This is a genomic window from Rahnella sp. P4_A8, from assembly GCF_056402435.1.
In genome coordinates this window covers 1-20,726 of the sequence record NZ_JBFUHK010000062.1, presented here as the reverse complement: position 1 = coordinate 20,726, position 20,726 = coordinate 1, and the positions used below count along the sequence as shown (strand labels likewise).

The following is a 20,726-nucleotide window of genomic DNA, read 5'->3' as shown; positions in this document are numbered from 1 at the left end:
CAATGATGTAACCCGGCTGCGGGATCATGCCATCCAGCCCGACACCAAAAGTTATCACCCGGTCTTTGTTATTCGTAAGGATACCCCAGCGCCCTTTCCTGTTCGCTTCTGACTGACGGGTACAGCCAATAGCCGTCAGTTCAAGTTGGTTGAACCCGTAGCGCGTAACCAGATCCTGCTCGAAAACTGGCTCCATAGCATCAGCATAGGCATTGTCCGGATCAGACCATGACACAAGGGCCGTTGTGTAACGGGTCTTGGTCGTGCTGCTCGAGTAACTGAACTGGCCATCGATGACGTTCGCGCGGGTATAGCTGTAATCGATATCACGCGGCATGTCAGCCAAGGCAACTATCTGATCCCCGCCCCAGTACGTCATGCCGCGGAAAATCGCCGCAAAGTCTCTCAAAACCGTATATGCGTCGTTTCGACTTTGTACGTAAACGTTGCAGATATAACGCGGCTCTGTGCCGTTACCGCCTTTTCCATCTGGAACCATCTGATCGCAATATTGTGCGACCTGGTAAAGTTCCCATTTGTCGATGTTCTCCGCGGTAAGCCGGTTACCTAGGCCAAAACGGTCAGTGACCACAAGGTCATAGAAAACCCACGCCGGGTTATCTGACCATGCCCACTTGAAAGCACCGGTCCATGTACCGCTATAAGTTCGTGTTACCGGATCATAAGTATCAGGCACGCGAATAACGCGGCCCTGTGGCTCGCATGAAATTTGCGGGATGGAGCCATTGAATTGACTGGAATCGAATTCGATATACAGCAGTGCGGTGTTCGGATACCTCAGTTTTGCATCGATGACTTCCGTGTAGCTCTGGATCGTCATTGCATCGCCAATCTTTGCGCTGTTCGCATCTGCAGTAATCTTGCGCAGACGAATTGTCCAGGTGGTGCCAGCCGGTGGAAGGTCAACGCGATGGCTGCGCTCGTATCCTGACGTGGTTTTGCCAGTAACTGCTGTGTTGATTACCGTCTGAAATGCTCCGCCGTCGGTTTGCAATTCGATGGTGTAATTGATCGAATACCCAACCAGATCACCGTCATCTTCTTGCTTAAATAAAGACGGCCATTTTAGCCGCAGGCGAATAGCTGAGAGTTGGGTATTAGTAAAAGTATGCGTCCAGGCAACTGTGCTTTTCACCTCAGTGCCGACGCTAATTTCGTTCTCAGTACCCGGCAATCCCTGAATGTAGGATTGCGCCTGCGTCCCGGCGCGGAACTCCCACGCCACCCCGCTGAAATTGCTTGAACCGTCACTGTTAAGCAGCGGCGTTCCATCCAGATAAATTGATTGCCCAGTCAGGCCGCCGCCAAATTCCCCCTCGCCCAAAGCGATAAGCAGTTTTGCCTTCGCGATGGATTGAAGATCATCTGGCTGTTCTACGGGCGTGCGTGATGAAGAACTGCCACCTTTGCGGCCTTTTATTTTGGTTGCGGTTGCCATATTGCGCCCATAAAAAAAGGCCGCCGAAGCGACCTTAGAGGTAAGGATTGGGGGATGAGATTATTGCTGGTCTTCTACATAAATACCGGCGGAAATAATCGCGCCGCCAATCCGGCGCTTTCCGTAAAGAAGCGGAACAGGATAGCCCTGAGCGGCCGTATTTGTAACGCTGCCGAAGGCATAGGAAGCCTGGTTGTCTGCATCCTGCTTACTGGCGAGACCGGCGGTCTGCGGGGATAGCATTTGAATGACGCCGCCAGCCATTAGAGCCACACCAGGAGCGATAAGCACACCACCACCATATGCAGATGTTAATGTTCCAACAACGACCAGTACCGCACCGAGTATTGTTTGTAGTAGCCCAGCTCGTTTACTGCCGATAATTACAGGTGTAATACGAATTGCATCACCTGTTACCGGATAACCTAAATCATCCTCACCAATGTTTTTCTTTCCTTTGAATACAGCATAAGTAATGCCTCTTTTTTTGCTGTTATTCATATATCTTTCAAATCCAGGAATGGTGCAACTAAGCGCTCTTCCAGCTTCTGAAACAGTGCGAATAAGTCGGTAATGAGATTTACCAAAAATTTTACCGAGCGAACCTCCGAGTTCAATTCGAGTCATTAATTCTTGCATATTTACTCCATAAAAAAATCGCCTTTCGGCGATTTAATATTAATTATATTGGCTATTTTTCGCGCCACATCCTGTACTGCCCCCATATACCTTGTTCCGCTATATATTCTTGGTCTTGTCCATCCCCAATAATATCTAACGTTTTACGCATACCCATAGACATTACATTGCAATCGTTACTTACTTTTAATTTATGAGGCCCGTTATTAAGATAAGCTGTAACAAATTGGTTTTGACGCAATAACGCTACCTCTTTGTCGTCAATTGATACTAGGAACTTACAAAGTCCCCCGCTGCCACCACCAATGAATTGTTTGTTTCTTGTTACAGTAACTTTAGTTTGAGCAACGCCAGTTTTAGGAGTGACTAATTCTGGGTCCAATATTTTTTCTGCAGGTCCATGAGGCCGAGCACAACCCGCAAGAATTAAAACTGCAAATACCACAAACAACTTCTTCATATCCCTATCCCATAAGTTAAGTTCGGAGTAATCCTAATTCCTAACTTACGCAATTGGAAGCTAGAAAACTCTCTTGCTGAATTGATAAAAATCTCTGTGCCTTACAATTTTCATAGTTCGTTCCTGCCAGTATCCGCCGTAAGGAACTCGATTACTGAGCATGCCGTACATGTGGTGCAGTAGCATGTTGCCTTCGAGCAGGATCCCCGCATGATTCCACTTATTGGACTGAACCTGCATGATCACCATATCACCTGGCACTGGTGGCCCGCTGAATTCGCGAAACCCACATTCATACCAGCAGTCCTGATAAAAGTTATCCGGATAGTCATTCTCCCACCACGGATAATCAACGCGATAATCGGTCAGCTCAATGCCGTGTGTCTGCCGGTAATAGCTCATGACCAAACCCCAGCAATCGGTGTGCCCGAGCACAAACGGTCGCTCGAGCAAGGGCAATTCACCGCGCGGCTGAATGGTACGAAAATCCCCCTCCGGCCAGCTCACAATGTGCCAGGGTAATTCGGTTGTATCGCACTGTGCTTTATCCAGTTCGCTGGGCTGTGTCGTTGCATCAGGGTGACTGTGAACGATGGAAATAACCGTTCCCCAGTCTTCGGCGTCAGCATAACCCACGGGATCGAGGTGAAAATCTTCGGTGGGATTGGCTGCCAGATTGGCACAGGGAAAATAACGCTCAACCCGGCTTTTCTGCGCTACCACGCCACAACATTCGTGCGGGTAGCTCTGCCGGGCATGTTCAAAAATAGCCTGCAGGGTTTTATCACGCATAATCAGCTCTTAATCAGAGAGGTGCCCGGGAAGCCGCCGAACGGTAATTCGTTGTTTGCACCGAAGCGAAGCTTGCACCCCGTGTTCAGCGTACCGTTGCACACGTCGAGCGAGGGATCGCTAACCGGATTACCGTGCTTATCGAAATAGTTGGTACCGGCATAATCGCAGCCATCCCCTGAACGGTATTTGCCACGGATGCACCAGGTGCAGAGAGAATGAAGCTGCCGCGTCGGGATCATCAATCCCTGCAAATCCATCGGGCTGCTCAGCGTGAACTCAACAGAGATGTTGGTTTCCATGCTCTTGCTGTCGATGTAGAAAACCTGCAACTTCTCCTGCGTGGCGTCCGCCGTGGCATTCCCGCCAGCAAAGTTTCGGGCGTCGAGGTATTGCGCCAGCGTATCGTGAATCGTCACCACGGCCTGAAGCATGTCATCGTAAGCCAGACAAAGCGCGGTAATCGACCCGTCAAGATTCGCCACAGTCAGTTTCGGCTGTGCGCCGCTGCCGCTGGTTGAAGCCTCAATGCCTTCAATCTGAACCGGCCAGGCTGAATATTCATTGCCCTGCCACCAGATGGATTTTGCAGGCAGTTTTGATTCGTCGTAAACCGGCGTCCCACCAATATATTCAATTTTGGTGATATAACGGGTGCCCCACGGCTTAGTTGCTGCAGGTAGCGCAATTGAACCGGCGGACCCGAAAGACAGACTGGCTGTCTCGCCTGTTGAATAAGTTATCTTGACGCCGGATGCTCCGTTTGCCGGAATGACGGCTGTCGCTGCTGGCCGAGTCTGTATTGTTCCTGATGTGTAAATTAAGCTCGTCGGCGCGCTGTTCTGTTCAAAATGCGCTCCCCAAACTGCTATTCCTTTCACACCATCCCCGGTCATCAATGTGGTGCTGGATGTGGCCATCGGATAGACAGCAGGTCGGATATCTCCACTGATCGTGGCCGCCGTCGTAGATGTTACCGTGACCCTTACCCACCCATCAGCCAGCTTAATAATCGAGCATCTCGTCATATCTGTAGCGCGCAAAATAACGCCAGCATTCAGATCGACCGTGACCAAATTTTGTTGAACTAAGTTGCTGGCCTGCACGATTGATATCGTCGCGAATCCATATCCTGCATCCTTAATGAATACAGAAAAGCTGTAATCAGTATTCGGAGAGGGGATAAAACTTCTGTAAATAGGGTGTGTGTTATTAACGGTGTTGGGGATCCATTTAGTCCCATTCTGCGTGCCATCCGGTGCAGTCACTGCGTTGCTGACTGCCGAGCCATTACTTTTTAACCATGCGGCATTTGCCCAGGCATTCGAATATGTCAGCAAGTTTGTTGATGCTGGTTCAGGCTCAGTTCTGCCGCCAAGTTCGAGCGGCCACTGGTTAGCCGCTGCCTGGTAGATTTTACCATCCTGACCGATATAACTGGCCGCGCCAGCGCGCTGGAAGGCCACACGATTATCCAGCGTGGTTTCTATCAAATTGATAGGACTAAGGGGATTAGCCGCAGCAATTTCATCTTCGGTGTAAGCCAGATTGTAATTGTGAAATCTGAGGACCTCACCGGTGCCAAAAGCGGTACCGTCCACCTCAAAAAGCCGGACTGTGTTTCCCGGCTCGAGTTTTTGATAATCACTGTTTAATGACATTATCCCCCCGTTGCAGAATAGGCCTGCTCGAACGTTGCTGTGATGGTTGCCTGCAACTTTCCGTTTGGTTGCATACGAATAGAATCAGCGGCTACCCGATATAACCCTTTCTCACCGTGTGGCGGTGTCCAGATAAAGGCCTTGCTGCAATGGTTGCGGCAAAAATCTCTGATGGCGAGTGAGGTCACGAGCGGGCCGCGATAGGAATAGGGAAATTTAATCATTTCCGAATTAATACCCTCCTCAGAAATCTGAGCGTAGCCATCCCCAAACTGAGCCTTTCTAACCGTCCGGTTATATTCAGTCGAAGGTTGGCTTGCGACCTGGGTGGGCCACGTGAAAGTTTCGATTGCCATGGGATACCTATAAAGGGGTTATCGGGTTTTCATTGCATTGAAGAGTTGGCCACCGGGGCGCAAAGCATTGGTGATGTTTTTCTGACAGAACTGATCCAGCATATTCATCATCGCCTTACTCATCTCATCGTTACTGCCAGAGGTTTTAGCGCTGGCAGTACCCTCGTTTTGAAGGATGATGGTGTTATGAAATACAGGACTTGCTGCGCTCATATTTGCTGCAGCGCCGACTGGCGTCTGGCCGCCGCCCACATATCCCCCTGTCGCATAACCCCGCATCATACGATAGAGATTTGCAACGCCCAGACGGCTGGTCGCCTCCTTGGTGAATACAAACTCCCCGCCGTGAACAATGCCTTTGGGTTCATACTTTCCGCCGTGCCCGGTGTAACCCCCCGCGTCATATTCGCGGATGTAACCACCGTTATAAGCAAGCTGCAGGTTACTATAGCTGCCGCCGGTGATTGCCGTCCCTGCATTACCGCCACCAGAAACGCTTCCCGTTACCCATCCCATAGCTGACTGAATCGCGTAGGCCACCAGCAGACGGTCGATCACGTTAACAATCATTTTAATAATGGATGAGGTGAAGTCTTTGAAACTGGCCTTGCCGGTAGTGACCAGACTATTCAACTGGTCTGTAAGCCCGTTAAACCCGGACTGAGCCACCTGCTGCACGGACGTAAAAACATCTGTTGCAGATTCAGCGTATTCCGCCCAGCCCTGTTTCGCACCCGCAACCCAGTTTGACCGCAGGGCGTCTTCTGCATCATAGGTTTTCTGTTGTTCCTGCAGGACGCGCTGCTGGGCAGAGGGGTTAAACGCATAGGCTTCCTGCAGACGCTGCAGGGTGGCCGCCCGATCTGCCTGACGCGAGGATACGCCCTCTGCCTGGGCATCCAGAGCGGCGCGTTTTGCCGACTGCTGCTGGGCAAATTTATCCGCCTGGTCAGAAAGCGCATTAAGTCTTTGCTGGGCAACGACCTTATCGCCCAGTGCGGCCAGTTGCCGCTTGTACTCCAGCGTTTCATCCTTATGCGCCAGCAGGGATTTTTCCTGTGCAGATAACTGCCGGCTGCTGGCTGCCTGCTCAAGGACGGCGTACTGATTTTCGGCTTGCCACAAATCTTTGCGCTGCTGGCTGATAACATCGTTAACGCTGGTATGCTGCTGCAGCACCTTAAGCTGTGCCTGCAGACTCAGTAAGTCCCCCTGCGCGCTGTCTTCTGCCCGGTCTCCCGCAGAAGTGGTGACCCGCTGTTTTTTGGGTTCCTGCCGTTTCTTTGCCTGCTCGACTTCTTTCTCACGCAGGGCAATGAGTTTTTGCGCATTCGCGATAGCGGTCGCATCACCCGAAAAGGCAATTTTCCGTGACTGTTCCCGCGCCTCTTTAAGTTTAGCTTCAGCACCTGCAACAGCATCCGTGGCCAGATATTCCTTATTTATCCACTCCACTGATTTTTGTGTTGCCAGGTTCCCGTCTATGGTGGCTTTTGTGAGGTCCCCCCTTAACTGCTTCGCCTGCTCAAGAACGCCAACAATGGGATCAATAGCACCCCCCAATGCCACGCTTTGCTTGCCTAAATTTACCCCCGAATAATAGTTTCTGACTGCCTCTTCCGCATCCGTCCACGCATCAGGAATACCGAGAACCTTAAGCCGGTGCGCTTCGATCTGGGCATTGAGGTTGGTAAAATCAGATGAACCTTTGTATTCACTGACCTTGGCTTTGGCATCCAGATAGCTGAAGCCGACCGCAATCATTTTCCGCGTGGCTTCGTCAGCACCATCTTTTGTGGTGATGAAGAGATCGGCAACGCTTTTAATCGACGCGCCAGAAGAATCGGCAATAGCCCGGATATTTTGCGCCAGCTTTTCCGCTGCACTACCACTTAAACCCAGGGACTCCTGAATAATTTTGCTGGCTTCGGCAATCTCCTGACGGCTTTTATAAACCGCCAGGCCCAGGCTGCCAAAAACGACAGCAGCGACGCCGATAGCCGCATTGAGCGGCGTAATGTATGTCAGCAGTATTTTGGCAACGTTTCCGACCCCGCCAAACGAATCTTTAATCTGGCCGCCCTGCTGAAGGAGGATCAGCCAGGGGCTTTGCCCGCCGGCCAGCTGGGTGGCAATATCGGTGAACTGAGCAGGCAACATCCGCATTGCCGCTTTATATTGCCCGATGGAAATACCCGCACGCTGTGCAGCAAGCTCCTGTTTAGAGAATGCCTGCTGAACCTGCGTCCCGGCTTTCGTCGAGTCCGCCCCTAAGCCGGTAAATTGCTTGCGGACATAACTGACCTGTTCATTAAATTTTGCGGCATCAACATCGAGGCTGACGACCAAATCACCCACTGGCTGGGCCATAGCGGACTCCTCCTGACAGACCTTCTGCGATAGCCATTAACTGTTCATCATCGGGATCCGGCTGCTCTTCCACGACGTGAGGTGTTAGCAGACTGAAATGACCCACGTTAAGATCGTTTTCCCCGCATACCAGCGACAAAATATTGAGGTTCAGCGCGGCGAAATGTGCATCAAGCAGCGCATCTTCGAAGTAATGGGACTCGTAAAATCGGTGCCATTCCTCCAGATCGCTGGAGGACATATCAGCAAGCATGGCGCGCCAGTCAGGCCGTCTGAACTCACGCGCCAGCTTCATGACAAAGTCCATTTCACGGGTTAGCGCTTTTCCGCTGTTTCCCCTTGGCTGTCGGATACTTCGGACACTTCGGATTCAGGGGCATCCTGTCCGGTAGTCTGAGTATTTGCCATCATGCCCGACAGCACTTTGACCTGGGTATCCGCTTTCCCGATGGCCTCGACCGGCCATGTGCTCATCACCTGTTGCTGAAGGTCGTGAATATCCGGCTTCGGCGACTCGCTGTGCCACAGGGACATGGCCACCACCATCGCACCCGCCCGGATATTCAGTTCAACCAGCGCGGCTGACAGGATTTGTTCGTCAGGCTCATCGTTGGGCAACGCTTTTTCCTGCGCGGCCAGATAATGCAACAGTTCGACGCGCTGCAGCGCCGACAACTCGTACAGCGTGGCGTTTGCCCCGTTGAACTCAAACAGTTCTGATTTTAAAAACATGCTCGCTCCGTTATGCCGCCGTGACGGTCAGTGTGCAGATAGCCACTTTCTGGCCGTCATTGGTCATCACGATGAGTTGCGTCGTGCCCGCTTTAAGGCCCTTCGCCGTGACGGTATTACCCGATACCGTCAGCGTAGCGACGGTCGGATCGGCAGCCGCAACATTAAACGCGCCGTTTGTCGCGCCGTCCGGAAGCACCGCCACAGTGATCACCGCATTTTGTCCAACCACCACGCTGGTAGTTGACGGCGTGACGGTAACGCCGGTCACGGGTACCGCGGCGGCCTGATTGCTCTCGGCCAGCGCCGGTTTGCCCGTATTGGTGATTTTCACCGTCCGGGTGATCACCTCTTTTACCGGCACCGCTTTGCCCAGGCTGCTGATCCAGCCACGGAAGACATCAACAGCGGTGTTGGGATACCGAATTTTGTACCCGCGCACCGCGCCATCGTAAAACCAGTTAACCAGATCCTGCTGCCCGCTCTCGCCAGGCTTCCAGGCCAGTGTAAACGACGTGTCCCCGGAAGATTTGGCCCCCTGCGCCGTGCCGTTCCAGTCGGCGTCGGCATCATCGAGGTACGTGTCGTCGTAGGATTCCGCCGTCATTTCTCCCGGCGTCAGCTCCTTGATTTTCGCCAGCCGGGTCCAGTCCTGATCCGATAGCGGATTGGCGTAGGGATCGCCGCTGCCGGTGTAAATCCAGAGGGTGGTGCCCGCGCCTTTGGTCGGTTCGAGTTGTGTGGTCATAAATTCCTCACATTAAGTAAGTCAGTGTGTAACGCAGGTCAGCGGAGCCCCACGTCGACATTTCATCATCGCGCTGATAGTCATAGCCTTCGGGCGTGATGTTTTCGATAAGGTCTGAAAGCACCGGAATGTCACCCACAACGGGGTAAATGTTTTGTTCCATCCACAGGTCGAGATCCGTGTCAGGACTCACCGCCTTAAGAAATACCTCCACGTGAAGCGTCGCCCGCCACTCATCTTCATCAAGAGTTTCCCCCGTGGGTTCAGCACCGGACAGGTAGACGGCAACGGCGGGCAGGTCTTCAGCGGTCAGAAAACTCGGGCGGCCGTCATACCAGGTGACGGAAGGATCGGTCACCGAAAGTTTCAGCGCATCCAACACGGCGTTACGGATTTTGGGGTGCTTTATCATCGTTTAATGATCAGCCTCAGTTGATTTTTCAGGGCGGAAGCCATTTCCTTCGGCATGTCGCTTTGCATCAGACGGTGGGTTTCTGCGGTATACGCTTCCGTAAGTGGGGTGGTTAACGGTATCTTCACGACCTCAATCGGGTACCGGCTTTTCCCGGAACGCTGGAGCACATGCCACCGGCCGTTAGCCAGTTGCTGAATAAACGCATTCCGAAAGGTAAAGCGGCCTATTTTGAGTACGCTGCCCTGCCCGCGTAGGTTGCCCTGACGCCGGGAGACACGCATTTGTGCCGCGCCCAGCTTGATGGCCGGTAAATTACCCCGGTTGATTTTTAACGTGGCAACCGGCCGGTTTATCGTGGCCTTTTTCAGTTTTGCACGCTGCATGACCAGCTTTCTCGGCACCTTGGTTTCCTTCGACACAGTGCTGCTGCTGCGACTGATGGCCCGCCCCGCCACCCGGTTAACCGCCTGCGCCGTGGCGCGGGGAACGGCCGTCGAACTGATACTGTTCATATTGGCGATGGCCTGTTCCAGCCCTTTGATGGTCATATTCCCTCCCCTTACTCCAGCCAGATTTGTGGCTTCCCGTTAAACATCTGATGACGGGTGACAATGTAACTTTCTGCCTGATAAACCACCTGATCGTTACGGTGCGGCCGGTAATCGGGAGAAAAAACCACAACAGACAGGCCATCGCCGCTCACCGGCCCCATCTCGGGCAGAAAATGGCTTTCAACACCGGTGAACACGGTGCCATTAATCACCACCTCCCGCCCAAACCGCGCGGTCGTTACCGCATCCATCCGCGCGGCCAACACATCAAAGGCGTTAGCCATTGATTTTCACTTCAACGACGGTGCTGCCCGCAGCGGCAGCTTCCCAGGCAATGCCAGCGGCCACGGCATCCGCAGACGCCAGATGGATTTCACCGTCCGCGATATACACTTTTGTGCCAGCGGGGATCGCATCGGCGGAGACTTTCGGCAGCAGGAATACCCCTTCGGCCATGCCCGTACCGGTTTCATTCGGGGCAATATCCACCAGAGAGACAACCAGCAGGGAACCCAGTACCACGGGGTCGCCGCTCTCGATCACGGCAGCGCCGGTGTTGGTAATGGAAATCGTCTGACCTTCCTGTACAAAATTCTTAGCCATTGAAAAACTCCAGACGCCCCGGAAGGGGGCGAATTTTAGGTATAAAAAAAGCCCTTACGGGCATTCGGGCAACGCGGGAGGAGGATTACTGGCCGGAAGATTTCACCAGACCGCGGTAATCGAGCGGCGCAACACCGGCATCAATGCRCACTTTCGTCGCAATACCGTCAGAACTGAACCCCTCCTGCTGATCGATGTAAGGCAGCTCGACACCGTTGAGATAAGCCACCTCGATGGTGTCCATACCCTGTGCAGCGGCCAGGTACCAGGACTTGGCACTGTTATCGTCCAGACGTGGTTCACCGATCACCGTCGCAAAGTTCTGGATCGGGTTGATGATACCGGCGTTAACGTCGGCGCCTTTCACGCTGGCAGATTTGATGGTCTGGTTTGCCACGGTTTCGAGGGCGGTTGGCACCAGCAGGAACGCCGGGCGGATATTCAGGGTACGGCCGGTGGTTGGCTCTTTCTGAACGCGCATCAACTGGCGGCCCGCATCCAGATTCGCGACGTCAATGGCACCGGTTGCCAGGTTTTTATGATCGCTGCTGAACAACGCCTTACCGTCTGACAATTTCGGGTTGCCGGTCAGCACGGCATACACCAGATCGCCGATGGTGGCCTTCGCGGCGCGGCCCATTTTCATCGGCACGTCAGTCAGCTGATTCAGATCGTCGTTGATGATGGCCTGACGGGTAATGGAGAAAATTTCACCGTAGGTGGCCAGCGCAATGGTCTCGCTGTTATCGGTCGTCGTGACGTATTTGTATTCCGCCCCTTCGCGTACCTTACGCAGCGACGGGAAGCCGCCCAGCCCGACGCGGTGCGCCGTTTTAAAGTCAGAGAGCTGCCCTTTCTTCGTCCAGGCTTCAAAGGTTTCCTGTGACTCTTCCCAGCCTTGCAGCAGAGATTTGTTCGCCACATCCAGCAGAATATTGCCAAAATCAGAGGTAGTGTGCGTCATCGCCAGCCCCACCATCTGCATCGGGTTATAAGCCGCAACGCCGACCCCGCGCTCGGTCAGCGACATGCGCGCATATTCGCGCAGGGTCATGCCGTTATACACGTTGTCATTCTGCCGGTCTTCGTAGCCTGCGCGCGCCATCAGCGCCTGGCGGATACCGTCGCCGGTGAAATTCCCGTTGCCGGCGTGAATGTGTGCATTGTTGCCGTTTTTATTGGACGGGCTGGCATCTTTCCCCAGCATCACCAGCAGCTTGTCCTTGGCCTGATCGACCGTGCAGTCGATATCTTCAATGCATGACGCCTGTAATTCCTGATGGCGGCCGCCAAACATCGCGAACAGGTCTTTGATCCCCGTGACGCGCTGTTTCTGCGCGGCAATGACCTGATTTCGGATGGTGTTTTCATCCAGCGCTGCGGGGCCAGGAACAACAGGCGCAACAGGCGCAACAGGCGCAACAGGTGGATTCTGCGGTTCCGGCTGATTCTGAGTCGTCGCTTTCGGCTTGGTGATCATGTTTTTCAGTGCGTTTGGCATAGCGTCGAATTCCTCGATACGTTTTGAATTAATGCGGGCCATTGCCTGCACCGCGGTAGAAATCTGGTCAGCAAAACCGTGCTCAAGGCATTCCTGCGCGGTCATCCACGTTTCCTCACCCAGCATCAGGGCAAGTTCGTCAGGGTTTTTGCCGGTTTTTTTGGCATAGGACGGGATCAGCACGGCCTCGACCTTGTCCAGCAGGTCGGCATAGTCGCGCATGTCGTTGGCATCGCCGCCGGTGATCCCCCAGGGCTTGTGAATCATCATCATGGCGTTTTCAGGCATGATGATGGGATTGCCCACCATAGCAATCACCGAGGCCATTGAGGCGGCAAGACCGTCGATATACACGGTTTTGCTCGCCGTATGGCTGTTAAGCAGGTTGTAAATGGCAATGCCGTCAAAGACATCGCCGCCCGGCGAGTGGATATGCAGGTTGATATGGTCCAGATCGCCCAGCGCTTTCATGCTGCTGGCGAACTGGCGGGCGGTCACGCCCCAGTAACCAATCTCGTCATAAATATAAATGTCAGCAGTCTTGTCGCCGCTCGCCTTCATGCGGAACCAGCTTTTGTCCCCCGCGGAGGCTTTGGGTGACACACCCAGTTTATTTCTTCGATTCTTTCGCACTGGCTTCCCCTTTATCGTTTGCCGGGTCCGTGTCGAAGACCAGACCTAACGTTTTGTTTTCGTCGACTTCCGCCTTGCGGCGGCGTTTTACATCGCCCGGATTCGCGCCGCGCGCCCTGACCCAGTCCCCTTCCGTTGCCGCGCCGCCGCGTAATAGCACACGCCAGGAGTTGGCCTCTTTCATCGGGTCAATCCACGGCATCACCGGCCCGCTGTAGACCGCATTAAACAACGTCGCCATGTCCACATCGGGCGGTACGTCGATCACGCCCGCCGTGATCGCCATCTGCAACCAGCTGCGGTACATCGGTCGGGTCACGGCCGCAATAAATGCATCCTGAAGAATGCCGTAGCCCTCAAAGGACTCCACCAGCTCCTGACGCTGAGAACTGTAAGTGCCGTTGTAGTTGCGGGAGATACTGGAAAAGCTGCTGCGGCTGCCGGCGGCCACCGCCCTGAGCTGCCCGTTGCGGAACGTCTCAAGGTTAGGATTCGGCCGGTCCGATTTAATCATTCCGATTTCTTCGCCGGGCTCCAGTTCATCAAAGAGCATCCCAGGCTCGATGTTGAGCTCGCGGGGGTCTTTGTCATTACCACCGGCATCGCCGTAGGATTGCCCGTCGCCTTTTTTCACGTACATACCCAGCGCAGCGGCAATACGGGCGGCCGTCAGTTCAGAATCTTCATACTCTTTCAGCGCGCTCAGGCGGATCAGGATGCCGGACAGCAGGCTGTTTCCCCGGACCTGATGAAGACGGCGCATGAATTTCAGGTGCATCATGCCGTCTGCAGCAATTTCCTTGGTATTGCCCAGCGCAACGCCTGATGTCACCAGATTTTTGTAGACGACATACTTTGTCGGGCATCCCCAGTTGTTTAGATAGATCCCCTGACAAATCCCCTTCCCGGTATCGTTCATTTCCAGCGGAATGTAGTCCGGCTCCAGCGCCTCGATCCAAAAAGGAATATCGGCCGTCGGCGTGAGTCCCTGTGCAGAACCCCGGACCATTTGCCCAAAAACCTCACCGTCGCGCAGCCAGGTTCTTGCCATCAGCCGCTCAAGGACAGGCCGGGTAAACTGTCCTGTCACATCGGGGGAAACAGACCACTCCGCCCAGGCTGCCCGGATCTGTTTAGAGAGTTCATCGGCCACCAGCCCCGTTTTCAGGATAGGCTGGGGGTCAACCACAATTCCGCGCGCGCCGACGATGCGCTCTTCGAGTTTGTCCAGCAGGCCAATCACCAGATCGTGATTATTGTCCAACCAGCGCGCCTGCTCCCTGATTGACCGGCCAGCAAACTGCGTGAGCTGGTTTGCGTTGCGGTTTTCCCGCTTTGCCCGGTGCGTGCGCGTCGGTAATGCTGCCTCGTAGGCATTGATTGCCACGCGTGAACGCAGACGGGAGGCTTTCCAGCCTGGTGAAATCAGGCCAATGGCATCATCAATCAGGCTCATCGCGGGAACCTCGCCAGCCGGTACAGCGGTCGCCCGCGCTGCGCCGCCAGCAACGTGCTTAACCGGCGCTCCCAGTAGTTCCGCCCCTTCTGAATTTCACTGAGGTTCTCCATCGTCATAGACTGCCCGTTAAAGGTGATGGATTTCCCCTGCAGAACGGCGCGTTCAGCGGTCATATACTGCTGGATCATGTCTTCAATATCGGCCTGATTCATACCCAGCCTCCTGATGTCGATGGCGCCCAGGCAGAAGGTTTATCCTCTGTCTTGGCGCGGGTTGTTTTCGGTTTTTTGTGATTACTGCTGGCTGGCATGGCTGGGGGATCTGAATGCGTGCTGGGTGTGGATTGCTCAAAGGGCTGTGCCCATGAAGGCGGTTTTTCCCAGTTTATCCGCTCGTACCCGCGCAAAATCACCAACGCATGGGCGTATACCATCAGGTCGAACGCTTCGTTCGCCCCCTTACCTGGCTTCGTCCATTTGCCATCAGCACCCCTTTCTTCATAGGTCAGTTCGTCATAGAACCACTCCCCCAGCCAGTCAGGAAAGTGAACGTAGTTAGCCCCCGGTGTATCGCGCTGAAGCGCATTACTGATCCGGTCTTTGAGCATATTGGTCTGTAGCAGGTAGAGCGGGACGTCGCCGCGGGCTTCCGCCCGGCGGTTAGGACGGTCGGTATTGTCCGGCAATGACTTAGTGATCAGCTTGCTGCGCGTGGTGCTGTCGCCTTTGAAGAGATAAACGCGTCTGTGTACGCCATCGCGACGGCATTGGCGCCAGAACTCATAGGCATTACCGGTCACGCCGTCTTCACCGCCGGAGTCCACGGCCATCGCCAGCACGGGCATTGATATGCTTGGATTGCTGTTGAGTGGCCATGTCTTATCCAGCACGTCCGTGCGCAGCAAGTCCCAGTCTTCCAGGTATCCAGCAGGATCAATAGGCAGGCTTTCACCATTAGGCCCCGTACGCATCGACTGTTTGATGTTGTATCGGTCGACAATCCACCGCTCACCGTGCGCACCATAACCAATCACCTGCACCACAAAGCGCCGGTTGCGCCCGCCCTGCACGTCAACTGTCGGCACAAGAAAACGCACGCCGTCGGGCACCGTACGCTTGGTCACCACGCTGGCGCGGGCCATAAGCGTTTCGGATTTCCGCTGCTCAACGCTCGACTGTGGAATATAAGGCAGGCCCCAGTCCGTATTGATCACTGCTTTCAGGGTTTCTTCGCTGCTGTTGGCCTCATAATCCTGCTGGGCAGAAAGCAGCTTATAGACCAGTTGAGACAGGGTCTGATATGCCGCTGCGGGGCCTTCCATCCAGAAAGAAGCAATACGGGAACGTCTCGCGGTACCCGTAATCACACCATGACGGTCAATCTTCTCACCGTCGCGCAGCCAGACACCTTTCTGATTAAGAGCGCGCTTCTGGTCTGCTGTGACTTTTCCGCGGCAATGTGGGCATTCAATGAATGCCGCCTCACTGGCGACAACAGGGTCGGCAATATTCTGATAGCCCTGCACCACATCTTTCGCCGGCTGGAAGTATTCTCCGCAGTGCGGACAAGGCCAGTACCAACGGCGGCGATCGCCGCGGTTATATAAAGAAAGAATGCCGGTGGTCGGCGGTGCTTCATGAAGTGAACCTCGCCGCCACTTGGTGTCTGTGACTTGACGACCTGGCGAACTCTCTACCAAAGTCATGCCGGATGACATAAAGGTTGTGGTACGTTTTGAGGCCAGAGTGAACGCATCGCCCTCACCGTCAATGTCTTCCGGAAAGCGGTCGTAATCAGTCAGTGCAACAAATTTATAATCTGACGACGACATAACATTAATAGAGGGCCAGCCTATTTTAAGGAATGATCCATCGCGAAATATTTTGTCGTGCACATTGTTATCATTGCGACGTGGGCTGAGTCTTTTTGCCACTTCGGGGCTACTGCGGAAAGTACGATCAAGACGCTTTTTGCTGTGCTCTCTTGCCTTCTCTTCAGTCATCTGAACAATAAGCATGTCAGATGGATCACAAACAATACTGTACACAGCCCATCCATCAATCAGCCCGATGGTTTTGCCGGTACGGGCCGGGCCAACAAATATCACTGCGTCATATTCCCTCGAAGCCAGCATGTCCATGGGTTCGACAACATAGGGGGCAACATTAGGATCCCAAGGAACGGAATTACCAGCACCTTTAGGCACTCGCATATATTTATGTACAGCTGAAGATACCTTTATACGGCGAGGTGGTCGGAGGATGAGTGAAATATCCTGACCTATCTTTTCCGCTGACGCGTATGCCATTAATCCTCCTCGGCAATCACCTCCCCTTTATCTCTCATAAGGTCAATAGCGCAGGCGTGATACGATCTTTCAGATAGCGTCGTTCGTAAATCATCAATTGATGCCTGAACTGCAGATACCGCCTGGGGTGTTAAAGCACAATCACGCTCTAAAATATCTGGGATTGTCTCAAGTACCTGAACTACTGCTTTTGTCATCGCGGAATAAACTGTTACTACTTCATTCACGGGTATTAAGTTGCGTTGTTCCTTTTCCAGCTTGATACGCTCGTTTTCCGACTGGAACCAATCCTTACGTTCTTTCGGGATCATGAGTGAAGGATCATGCCTAATGTCTTCATCAGTTTTACAGGCGCCGGCGAACAAAACAGGGGCAACATCTTTAAGTGCATAGGTCGGATTACCACGAGAACTCCCCGCAGCCTGAATATCATTTTCAACAATTTTCTTTCTGACTGTTGCCCTATCCATTGAAAATGCTTCAGAAATCTTGGATATACTCCAATTAAACGCCTCAGCAAGATCACCCACCTTTTCCATCACCACCTCACACAATCACCTCAATACCTAAAAATATCTTTAAAAACAAAATACTAAAGAATTTCACATGGTGAAGATAAATTTTATCACCCTCAGATAGGCCAATGTTTTTTTCTGAAATATCATTGCGATACATCACCTGCTGATGATGCGATCAAAATACGAAAACTAGCCGTTTTCCGCGAGTCCGCCGCCCCGTGGCAAGGCCCCCTATTGGGAGTACCTTTCTTTGCTAACTATTTCATTTGAAACTATATTCAAGATGGCTAGATTCCCTTCTGAGTCACAATTCAACTCGAATTGCATACAGGCGCATACGGGATGCCATCGATAGTGACCTGCATAAATGCTCCAATAAAAAAGCCACCAGCAAATCTGCTGATGACTATCTGAGACTGAAAAAAGTCTTTCGACCTACCTCAAGTTTCTTTAAGTTTTTAAAGTAAATTACCATTTTGTGCTCTATTGTTAGATGACAATGCCAATAGAGTAGAAAAGATGGAATGGAAAGTGGTAGATGGAATCTTTCTAACACCTGATAACCTGCAAATATTGAAAGTTACGGCCGAGGGGGATTTAAAGTTCTTGATATGGATTAAGTCTAACTTTGAAGTCCCCCTAAACTGCATGCTTACGCCAGTCATCGACGGATATATAGCCAACCATGACAAGGGCCATTTTGTAGCGATTCAGAAAGCAGTGCCATACAGCCTGAGCGAGTGGGAGATTGTAAAAATGGCACAACATTCATCCCATTCAGTTCATATTGATGGGGTTACCTCAGACCATTAAGGTGTACTTTGTTTGGCTAAATACTCGATGTAGCCTTGAAGATACTCTATTACTTCGTTGTCTTTGATAATGCTTGCTCTGAGATCGAGAACAGTCTGTCCACCTGCAGGAGTGAGGTCGATTTGTACTGCATCGCCCAAGCTGCTGGTGCCGGAAGTGCCGTTCCCGATGAGTTTGCAGGTAGCATGGTTTGCTGCGGCGATTCGCACCCGGCGAGTACCAGCAGCGACATCAGCGCGCAACTTTTCATTCTTAGTTTGCTCATCTGCCATTTCCTTCGTGTGTTTCGCATCCAGCGCCGCCAACGCAATCTGTGCCGCTTCTGTACGCTTCTTCTGGTTGGTCAGGTCAATCACTGCCTGATCGCTTTGTCTCTTCAGCTCTGCGGTGTGGGCTCCATTAAGTTTGGAAACGTCAGCATCCCAGCGTATTCCCTCAATCCACCAGGTAAGGGCAGCGCCAGCGAAGAAGGCCAGCACAATCAATAAATTGTTATTCATCCAACCCCCAGCACGTCAGTTCGCTTTCCTGATCACGTCGTTGCACCTGACCGAAGCAATTATTCGCACGTATATTGCAATCCTTGCCACCGTCCCTCACCCAGCGTTTTATCTCCGAGCAGGCACCGCGTTTATCACCAGTATTAAGTTTGCGGTAGAACGTCGAAGTAAAGCATTTCGCCGGACCGATGTTGTAAGGGCAAAATGAAGCGATTCCGGCAATTTGTGGCTGCGTCAGCGTGACGGTGACGTTTCCCTTTACCCAGGCAATCGCCTTATCTGACTCCAGCTTATTTACCTGGGCGCATTTCGCTGCTGTCAGCTTCATTCCCTTGTAAACAAGACGGTCATCAACACGGGTTGCGCCGCGGCAAATAGTCCACAGGCCCATACCATCTTGATAAGCAGTCAGGTGATTACCTTCCTTTTCATCAAGAAACTGGCCTAGGATTGCTGAAGCACTGGCACCAGAAATAATCAGAGCAATTACAGCTTTGCTRAGTTTGCTTTTGATACCAGGCTGAGTTGCCATCATTCACCTCTGAGTGCTTTGCGGCGGTCTTCTTTGATTTTGAAATAAAGGTTTGTCAGGTATGTGAGGAGCGCAACAGCTATACCTGCCAGAACACCTATAGCGTTCCACTGATCCGGACTAAATGCATTCAACAGGCCGTTCAGGACGCTACCGGCAGAGGCTCCGTACGCAATGCCTGTAGTCAATTTGTCCATTCTCATAATCTCCCCCTCCGGTTGTCCGGTTGGGTGCGTAGTAGTGAGGGGTTTAGCGGCTCAGTCCGTTTGCGAAAGGATGAGTGGTTAGCTGATTGACTGTCCGCCAAAACGAGAAAAGGCCACCAAATTGGCAGCCTCAAAAACGCAAAAACCCGCCCATTGGCGGGTTCAAATAACTTCTGTAATTAAAGATGTAATGCCTGCCCCACCCGGCGCTTATCTCCGGCACTCATAATGGCTTAGCTCTTGAAGGGGTGAATTCATCATCTCAGATTAATCCTGATGACATTTAACAAGATTTGCGAATTTAACCATTTTTAGACCAATAAAATACAACATTGTGATCCAGCCCCAGGAATCAGCGACCGTGGTGATACCTGCTCGGACATTAATAAACCTTTATCGCTGCGAGTGTCCTCACAACCGAATTTAGGGTATAAAAAAGGCTGCGAATCTGCAGCTTCTAGAAAGTGTTTTATAGTGACGGCACTACTCAATAAGGACATGTATATGAAAAATAAAATCTTCGTTGTATTAATGCTCACCGGCATGCTCACCAGTTTTTCAGGACTTGCGGAACTCTTGCAGTGCAGTATCAACGTCGGCAATCTCTCCGATTGCCAGCCATATCCATCAACGAAAAATGCCCCTCTACTCAGAAGTGATGGAAAGGTGTCTTTATGCGAGATTAATAGCGGACAGGTTGGCTCATGCTCATCAAATTATGACGGTGAAATAGTCATCAAGAGAGGTAGTGGTTACTCTGAATGCAATGTTGAGTATGGCGAACTGAAAGGCTGCACTCCTCCTGTTTATTCTGGCTCAGCGATTATTGATACTAGCCAGGAATAAGGGTAAAGCTTTTTGGTAAGGGCATTAACCCCTTTGACTGGCCGGAAATGTCCCAGCTTACCAAGCCGATGCTCTTACCTGATGTGCAGAAACGAAAAAGCCCCGCATTTTTGCAGGGCTCTCAAAGCTTTTCTAGGTGCTCAACTACTGAAACGCCTATGATTTAGATAAATTACGCCAAGTTCGGACAAAATATCAGAAATGGCCGCCGCCGACCGCGCATAATCTTCAAACGCCATTTTTGCCATAATGCGTAGGCATTCAGCCATGCGCCTCCCTGCGACTTTGCCGATATGCTTCGGCGCGTGCTGTTTGGCGTACTGCGTCAGCATGCCGACCGCTATCGTTCTATCCTGCTGGCTGATACCGGCTCAGACATTGATAAACCCCCTATCGCTGTTATTGTCCTCCACGAATCGAGGGCATAAAAAAGGCCACGCATAAGCGCAGCCTAAGTATCTTTAGCCACATCTTCTGTGGCTATATTTATGACGTTAAGACTTGGTCAGACACAGCATTGGTACAAAATTTAATTATCCTTGTTCTATTTCTGAACAAAGAAGATCAACTTAATTTGACTTAAAAAATATTTTAATTGTTAAAAAAACTTATTACCATGTGTTG

The 20,726-nt window shown here is 52.2% G+C and carries 24 protein-coding genes and 3 pseudogenes; 2 read left to right on the top strand and 25 right to left on the bottom strand.

The window, feature by feature from the left end; all coding sequences use genetic code 11:
* The 21 genes and pseudogenes from AC1DUO_RS20425 to AC1DUO_RS20325 all read right to left on the bottom strand — a co-directional run.
* A partial coding sequence (locus tag AC1DUO_RS20425) for a TipJ family phage tail tip protein (protein ID WP_477988512.1) occupies positions 1-1,459 on the bottom strand: 1,459 nt, incomplete at its 3' end.
* A 60-nt stretch (positions 1,460-1,519) separates the two neighbouring features.
* Entirely contained in the window at positions 1,520-2,098 is a 579-nt protein-coding gene (locus AC1DUO_RS20420; RefSeq protein ID WP_013577771.1) for a tail assembly protein, read from the bottom strand.
* Positions 2,099-2,150: 52 nt separating this feature from the next.
* Positions 2,151-2,558 (bottom strand): hypothetical protein, encoded by a 408-nt coding sequence (locus AC1DUO_RS20415; protein WP_013577772.1) that lies wholly within the window; start codon positions 2,556-2,558, stop codon positions 2,151-2,153.
* 60 nt (positions 2,559-2,618) lie between these two features.
* Positions 2,619-3,350: a C40 family peptidase gene (locus AC1DUO_RS20410; protein ID WP_013577773.1), complete on the bottom strand. Its 732-nt coding sequence runs from the start codon at positions 3,348-3,350 to the stop codon at positions 2,619-2,621.
* A gap of 2 nt (positions 3,351-3,352) precedes the next feature.
* Positions 3,353-3,958: pseudogene (locus AC1DUO_RS20405) on the bottom strand (phage minor tail protein L); the annotation flags it as partial.
* Positions 3,959-4,195: 237 nt separating this feature from the next.
* Positions 4,196-4,816: pseudogene (locus tag AC1DUO_RS20400) on the bottom strand (phage head spike fiber domain-containing protein); the annotation flags it as partial.
* Positions 4,817-4,864: 48 nt separating this feature from the next.
* Positions 4,865-5,011 (bottom strand): annotated as a pseudogene (locus tag AC1DUO_RS20395) (phage minor tail protein L); the annotation flags it as partial.
* Positions 5,011-5,367, bottom strand: coding sequence for a phage tail protein (locus tag AC1DUO_RS20390; protein ID WP_013577775.1), 357 nt, complete (start codon positions 5,365-5,367; stop codon positions 5,011-5,013). The gene AC1DUO_RS20390 and the pseudogene AC1DUO_RS20395, both read right to left, overlap by 1 nt.
* A gap of 18 nt (positions 5,368-5,385) precedes the next feature.
* Positions 5,386-7,737, bottom strand: coding sequence for a phage tail tape measure protein (locus tag AC1DUO_RS20385; protein ID WP_477988508.1), 2,352 nt, complete (start codon positions 7,735-7,737; stop codon positions 5,386-5,388).
* Positions 7,718-8,032, bottom strand: coding sequence for a phage tail assembly protein T (locus tag AC1DUO_RS20380; protein ID WP_013577777.1), 315 nt, complete (start codon positions 8,030-8,032; stop codon positions 7,718-7,720). Before AC1DUO_RS20380 ends, AC1DUO_RS20385 begins: the two co-directional genes overlap by 20 nt.
* A gap of 20 nt (positions 8,033-8,052) precedes the next feature.
* Positions 8,053-8,469, bottom strand: a complete 417-nt coding sequence (gpG, locus tag AC1DUO_RS20375; RefSeq protein WP_013577778.1) for a phage tail assembly chaperone G — start codon at positions 8,467-8,469, stop codon at positions 8,053-8,055.
* A gap of 10 nt (positions 8,470-8,479) precedes the next feature.
* Positions 8,480-9,217, bottom strand: a complete 738-nt coding sequence (locus AC1DUO_RS20370) for a phage tail protein (RefSeq protein ID WP_217192315.1) — start codon at positions 9,215-9,217, stop codon at positions 8,480-8,482.
* A gap of 7 nt (positions 9,218-9,224) precedes the next feature.
* Positions 9,225-9,629 carry a phage minor tail U family protein gene (locus AC1DUO_RS20365; RefSeq protein WP_477988505.1) on the bottom strand — a complete coding sequence of 135 codons (405 nt, stop codon included), beginning with the start codon at positions 9,627-9,629 and terminating at the stop codon, positions 9,225-9,227.
* Positions 9,626-10,180: a phage tail protein gene (locus tag AC1DUO_RS20360; RefSeq protein WP_477988503.1), complete on the bottom strand. Its 555-nt coding sequence runs from the start codon at positions 10,178-10,180 to the stop codon at positions 9,626-9,628. The genes AC1DUO_RS20365 and AC1DUO_RS20360 overlap by 4 nt, the downstream gene beginning before the upstream one ends.
* An 11-nt stretch (positions 10,181-10,191) precedes the next feature.
* Entirely contained in the window at positions 10,192-10,467 is a 276-nt protein-coding gene (locus tag AC1DUO_RS20355; protein ID WP_112198374.1) for a DNA breaking-rejoining protein, read from the bottom strand.
* Positions 10,460-10,786 carry a DUF2190 family protein gene (locus AC1DUO_RS20350; RefSeq protein ID WP_477988498.1) on the bottom strand — a complete coding sequence of 109 codons (327 nt, stop codon included), beginning with the start codon at positions 10,784-10,786 and terminating at the stop codon, positions 10,460-10,462. Before AC1DUO_RS20350 ends, AC1DUO_RS20355 begins: the two co-directional genes overlap by 8 nt.
* Before the next feature lie 85 nt (positions 10,787-10,871).
* Positions 10,872-12,848 (bottom strand): ClpP-like prohead protease/major capsid protein fusion protein, encoded by a 1,977-nt coding sequence (locus AC1DUO_RS20345; protein ID WP_477988519.1) that lies wholly within the window; start codon positions 12,846-12,848, stop codon positions 10,872-10,874.
* A gap of 49 nt (positions 12,849-12,897) precedes the next feature.
* Positions 12,898-14,376 carry a phage portal protein gene (locus AC1DUO_RS20340; protein WP_477988496.1) on the bottom strand — a complete coding sequence of 493 codons (1,479 nt, stop codon included), beginning with the start codon at positions 14,374-14,376 and terminating at the stop codon, positions 12,898-12,900.
* Positions 14,373-14,591: a hypothetical protein gene (locus AC1DUO_RS20335; protein ID WP_477988494.1), complete on the bottom strand. Its 219-nt coding sequence runs from the start codon at positions 14,589-14,591 to the stop codon at positions 14,373-14,375. Before AC1DUO_RS20335 ends, AC1DUO_RS20340 begins: the two co-directional genes overlap by 4 nt.
* Positions 14,588-16,687: a phage terminase large subunit family protein gene (locus tag AC1DUO_RS20330; protein WP_477988492.1), complete on the bottom strand. Its 2,100-nt coding sequence runs from the start codon at positions 16,685-16,687 to the stop codon at positions 14,588-14,590. Before AC1DUO_RS20330 ends, AC1DUO_RS20335 begins: the two co-directional genes overlap by 4 nt.
* Positions 16,687-17,226: a DUF1441 family protein gene (locus AC1DUO_RS20325; RefSeq protein WP_200225107.1), complete on the bottom strand. Its 540-nt coding sequence runs from the start codon at positions 17,224-17,226 to the stop codon at positions 16,687-16,689. The genes AC1DUO_RS20330 and AC1DUO_RS20325 overlap by 1 nt, the downstream gene beginning before the upstream one ends.
* Before the next feature lie 498 nt (positions 17,227-17,724).
* Between AC1DUO_RS20325 and AC1DUO_RS20320 the strand changes: the two genes are divergently transcribed.
* The gene (locus AC1DUO_RS20320; protein WP_112151565.1) at positions 17,725-18,018 is read left to right on the top strand and encodes a hypothetical protein; all 294 of its coding nucleotides are present in this window, start codon (positions 17,725-17,727) and stop codon (positions 18,016-18,018) included.
* On the opposite strand, the gene AC1DUO_RS20315 is transcribed toward AC1DUO_RS20320, so the two are convergent.
* Genes AC1DUO_RS20315 through AC1DUO_RS20305 form a run of 3 tightly spaced genes read right to left on the bottom strand, consistent with a single transcriptional unit; the run spans position 18,015 to position 19,256 of the window.
* On the bottom strand, positions 18,015-18,518 hold the full coding sequence (locus AC1DUO_RS20315) for a lysis protein (RefSeq protein ID WP_477988487.1): 504 nt from the start codon (positions 18,516-18,518) through the stop codon (positions 18,015-18,017). The genes AC1DUO_RS20320 and AC1DUO_RS20315 overlap by 4 nt on opposite strands.
* Positions 18,511-19,050, bottom strand: a complete 540-nt coding sequence (locus AC1DUO_RS20310; RefSeq protein WP_477988517.1) for a lysozyme — start codon at positions 19,048-19,050, stop codon at positions 18,511-18,513. The genes AC1DUO_RS20315 and AC1DUO_RS20310 overlap by 8 nt, the downstream gene beginning before the upstream one ends.
* Positions 19,050-19,256, bottom strand: a complete 207-nt coding sequence (locus AC1DUO_RS20305) for a class II holin family protein (protein WP_041689160.1) — start codon at positions 19,254-19,256, stop codon at positions 19,050-19,052. The genes AC1DUO_RS20310 and AC1DUO_RS20305 overlap by 1 nt, the downstream gene beginning before the upstream one ends.
* Positions 19,257-19,760: 504 nt before the next feature.
* On the opposite strand from AC1DUO_RS20305, the gene AC1DUO_RS20300 reads away from it, so the two are divergent.
* On the top strand, positions 19,761-20,102 hold the full coding sequence (locus tag AC1DUO_RS20300; protein WP_168444391.1) for a hypothetical protein: 342 nt from the start codon (positions 19,761-19,763) through the stop codon (positions 20,100-20,102).
* 140 nt (positions 20,103-20,242) lie between these two features.
* Here AC1DUO_RS20300 and AC1DUO_RS20295 read toward each other — a convergent pair whose 3' ends face one another.
* Positions 20,243-20,467 carry an antitermination protein Q gene (locus AC1DUO_RS20295; protein ID WP_477988514.1) on the bottom strand — a complete coding sequence of 75 codons (225 nt, stop codon included), beginning with the start codon at positions 20,465-20,467 and terminating at the stop codon, positions 20,243-20,245.
* Positions 20,468-20,726 lie beyond the last annotated feature (259 nt).

Excerpts from the sequence above, each read along its gene's own strand:
- AC1DUO_RS20350 (WP_477988498.1), bottom strand. The coding sequence starts at position 10,786 with ATGGCTAAGAATTTTGTACAGGAAGGTCAGACGATTTCCATTACCAAC.
- AC1DUO_RS20365 (WP_477988505.1), bottom strand. The coding sequence starts at position 9,629 with ATGATAAAGCACCCCAAAATCCGTAACGCCGTGTTGGATGCGCTGAAA.
- AC1DUO_RS20340 (WP_477988496.1), bottom strand. The coding sequence starts at position 14,376 with ATGAGCCTGATTGATGATGCCATTGGCCTGATTTCACCAGGCTGGAAA.
- AC1DUO_RS20355 (WP_112198374.1), bottom strand. The coding sequence starts at position 10,467 with ATGGCTAACGCCTTTGATGTGTTGGCCGCGCGGATGGATGCGGTAACG.
- AC1DUO_RS20370 (WP_217192315.1), bottom strand. The coding sequence starts at position 9,217 with ATGACCACACAACTCGAACCGACCAAAGGCGCGGGCACCACCCTCTGG.
- gpG (WP_013577778.1), bottom strand. The coding sequence starts at position 8,469 with ATGTTTTTAAAATCAGAACTGTTTGAGTTCAACGGGGCAAACGCCACG.
- AC1DUO_RS20335 (WP_477988494.1), bottom strand. The coding sequence starts at position 14,591 with ATGAATCAGGCCGATATTGAAGACATGATCCAGCAGTATATGACCGCT.
- AC1DUO_RS20385 (WP_477988508.1), bottom strand. The coding sequence starts at position 7,737 with ATGGCCCAGCCAGTGGGTGATTTGGTCGTCAGCCTCGATGTTGATGCC.
- AC1DUO_RS20410 (WP_013577773.1), bottom strand. The coding sequence starts at position 3,350 with ATGCGTGATAAAACCCTGCAGGCTATTTTTGAACATGCCCGGCAGAGC.
- AC1DUO_RS20360 (WP_477988503.1), bottom strand. The coding sequence starts at position 10,180 with ATGACCATCAAAGGGCTGGAACAGGCCATCGCCAATATGAACAGTATC.
- AC1DUO_RS20320 (WP_112151565.1), top strand. The coding sequence starts at position 17,725 with ATGGAATGGAAAGTGGTAGATGGAATCTTTCTAACACCTGATAACCTG.
- AC1DUO_RS20390 (WP_013577775.1), bottom strand. The coding sequence starts at position 5,367 with ATGGCAATCGAAACTTTCACGTGGCCCACCCAGGTCGCAAGCCAACCT.
- AC1DUO_RS20415 (WP_013577772.1), bottom strand. The coding sequence starts at position 2,558 with ATGAAGAAGTTGTTTGTGGTATTTGCAGTTTTAATTCTTGCGGGTTGT.
- AC1DUO_RS20300 (WP_168444391.1), top strand. The coding sequence starts at position 19,761 with ATGAAAAATAAAATCTTCGTTGTATTAATGCTCACCGGCATGCTCACC.
- AC1DUO_RS20380 (WP_013577777.1), bottom strand. The coding sequence starts at position 8,032 with ATGAAGCTGGCGCGTGAGTTCAGACGGCCTGACTGGCGCGCCATGCTT.
- AC1DUO_RS20325 (WP_200225107.1), bottom strand. The coding sequence starts at position 17,226 with ATGGAAAAGGTGGGTGATCTTGCTGAGGCGTTTAATTGGAGTATATCC.
- AC1DUO_RS20420 (WP_013577771.1), bottom strand. The coding sequence starts at position 2,098 with ATGCAAGAATTAATGACTCGAATTGAACTCGGAGGTTCGCTCGGTAAA.
- AC1DUO_RS20330 (WP_477988492.1), bottom strand. The coding sequence starts at position 16,687 with ATGGCATACGCGTCAGCGGAAAAGATAGGTCAGGATATTTCACTCATC.
- AC1DUO_RS20315 (WP_477988487.1), bottom strand. The coding sequence starts at position 18,518 with ATGAATAACAATTTATTGATTGTGCTGGCCTTCTTCGCTGGCGCTGCC.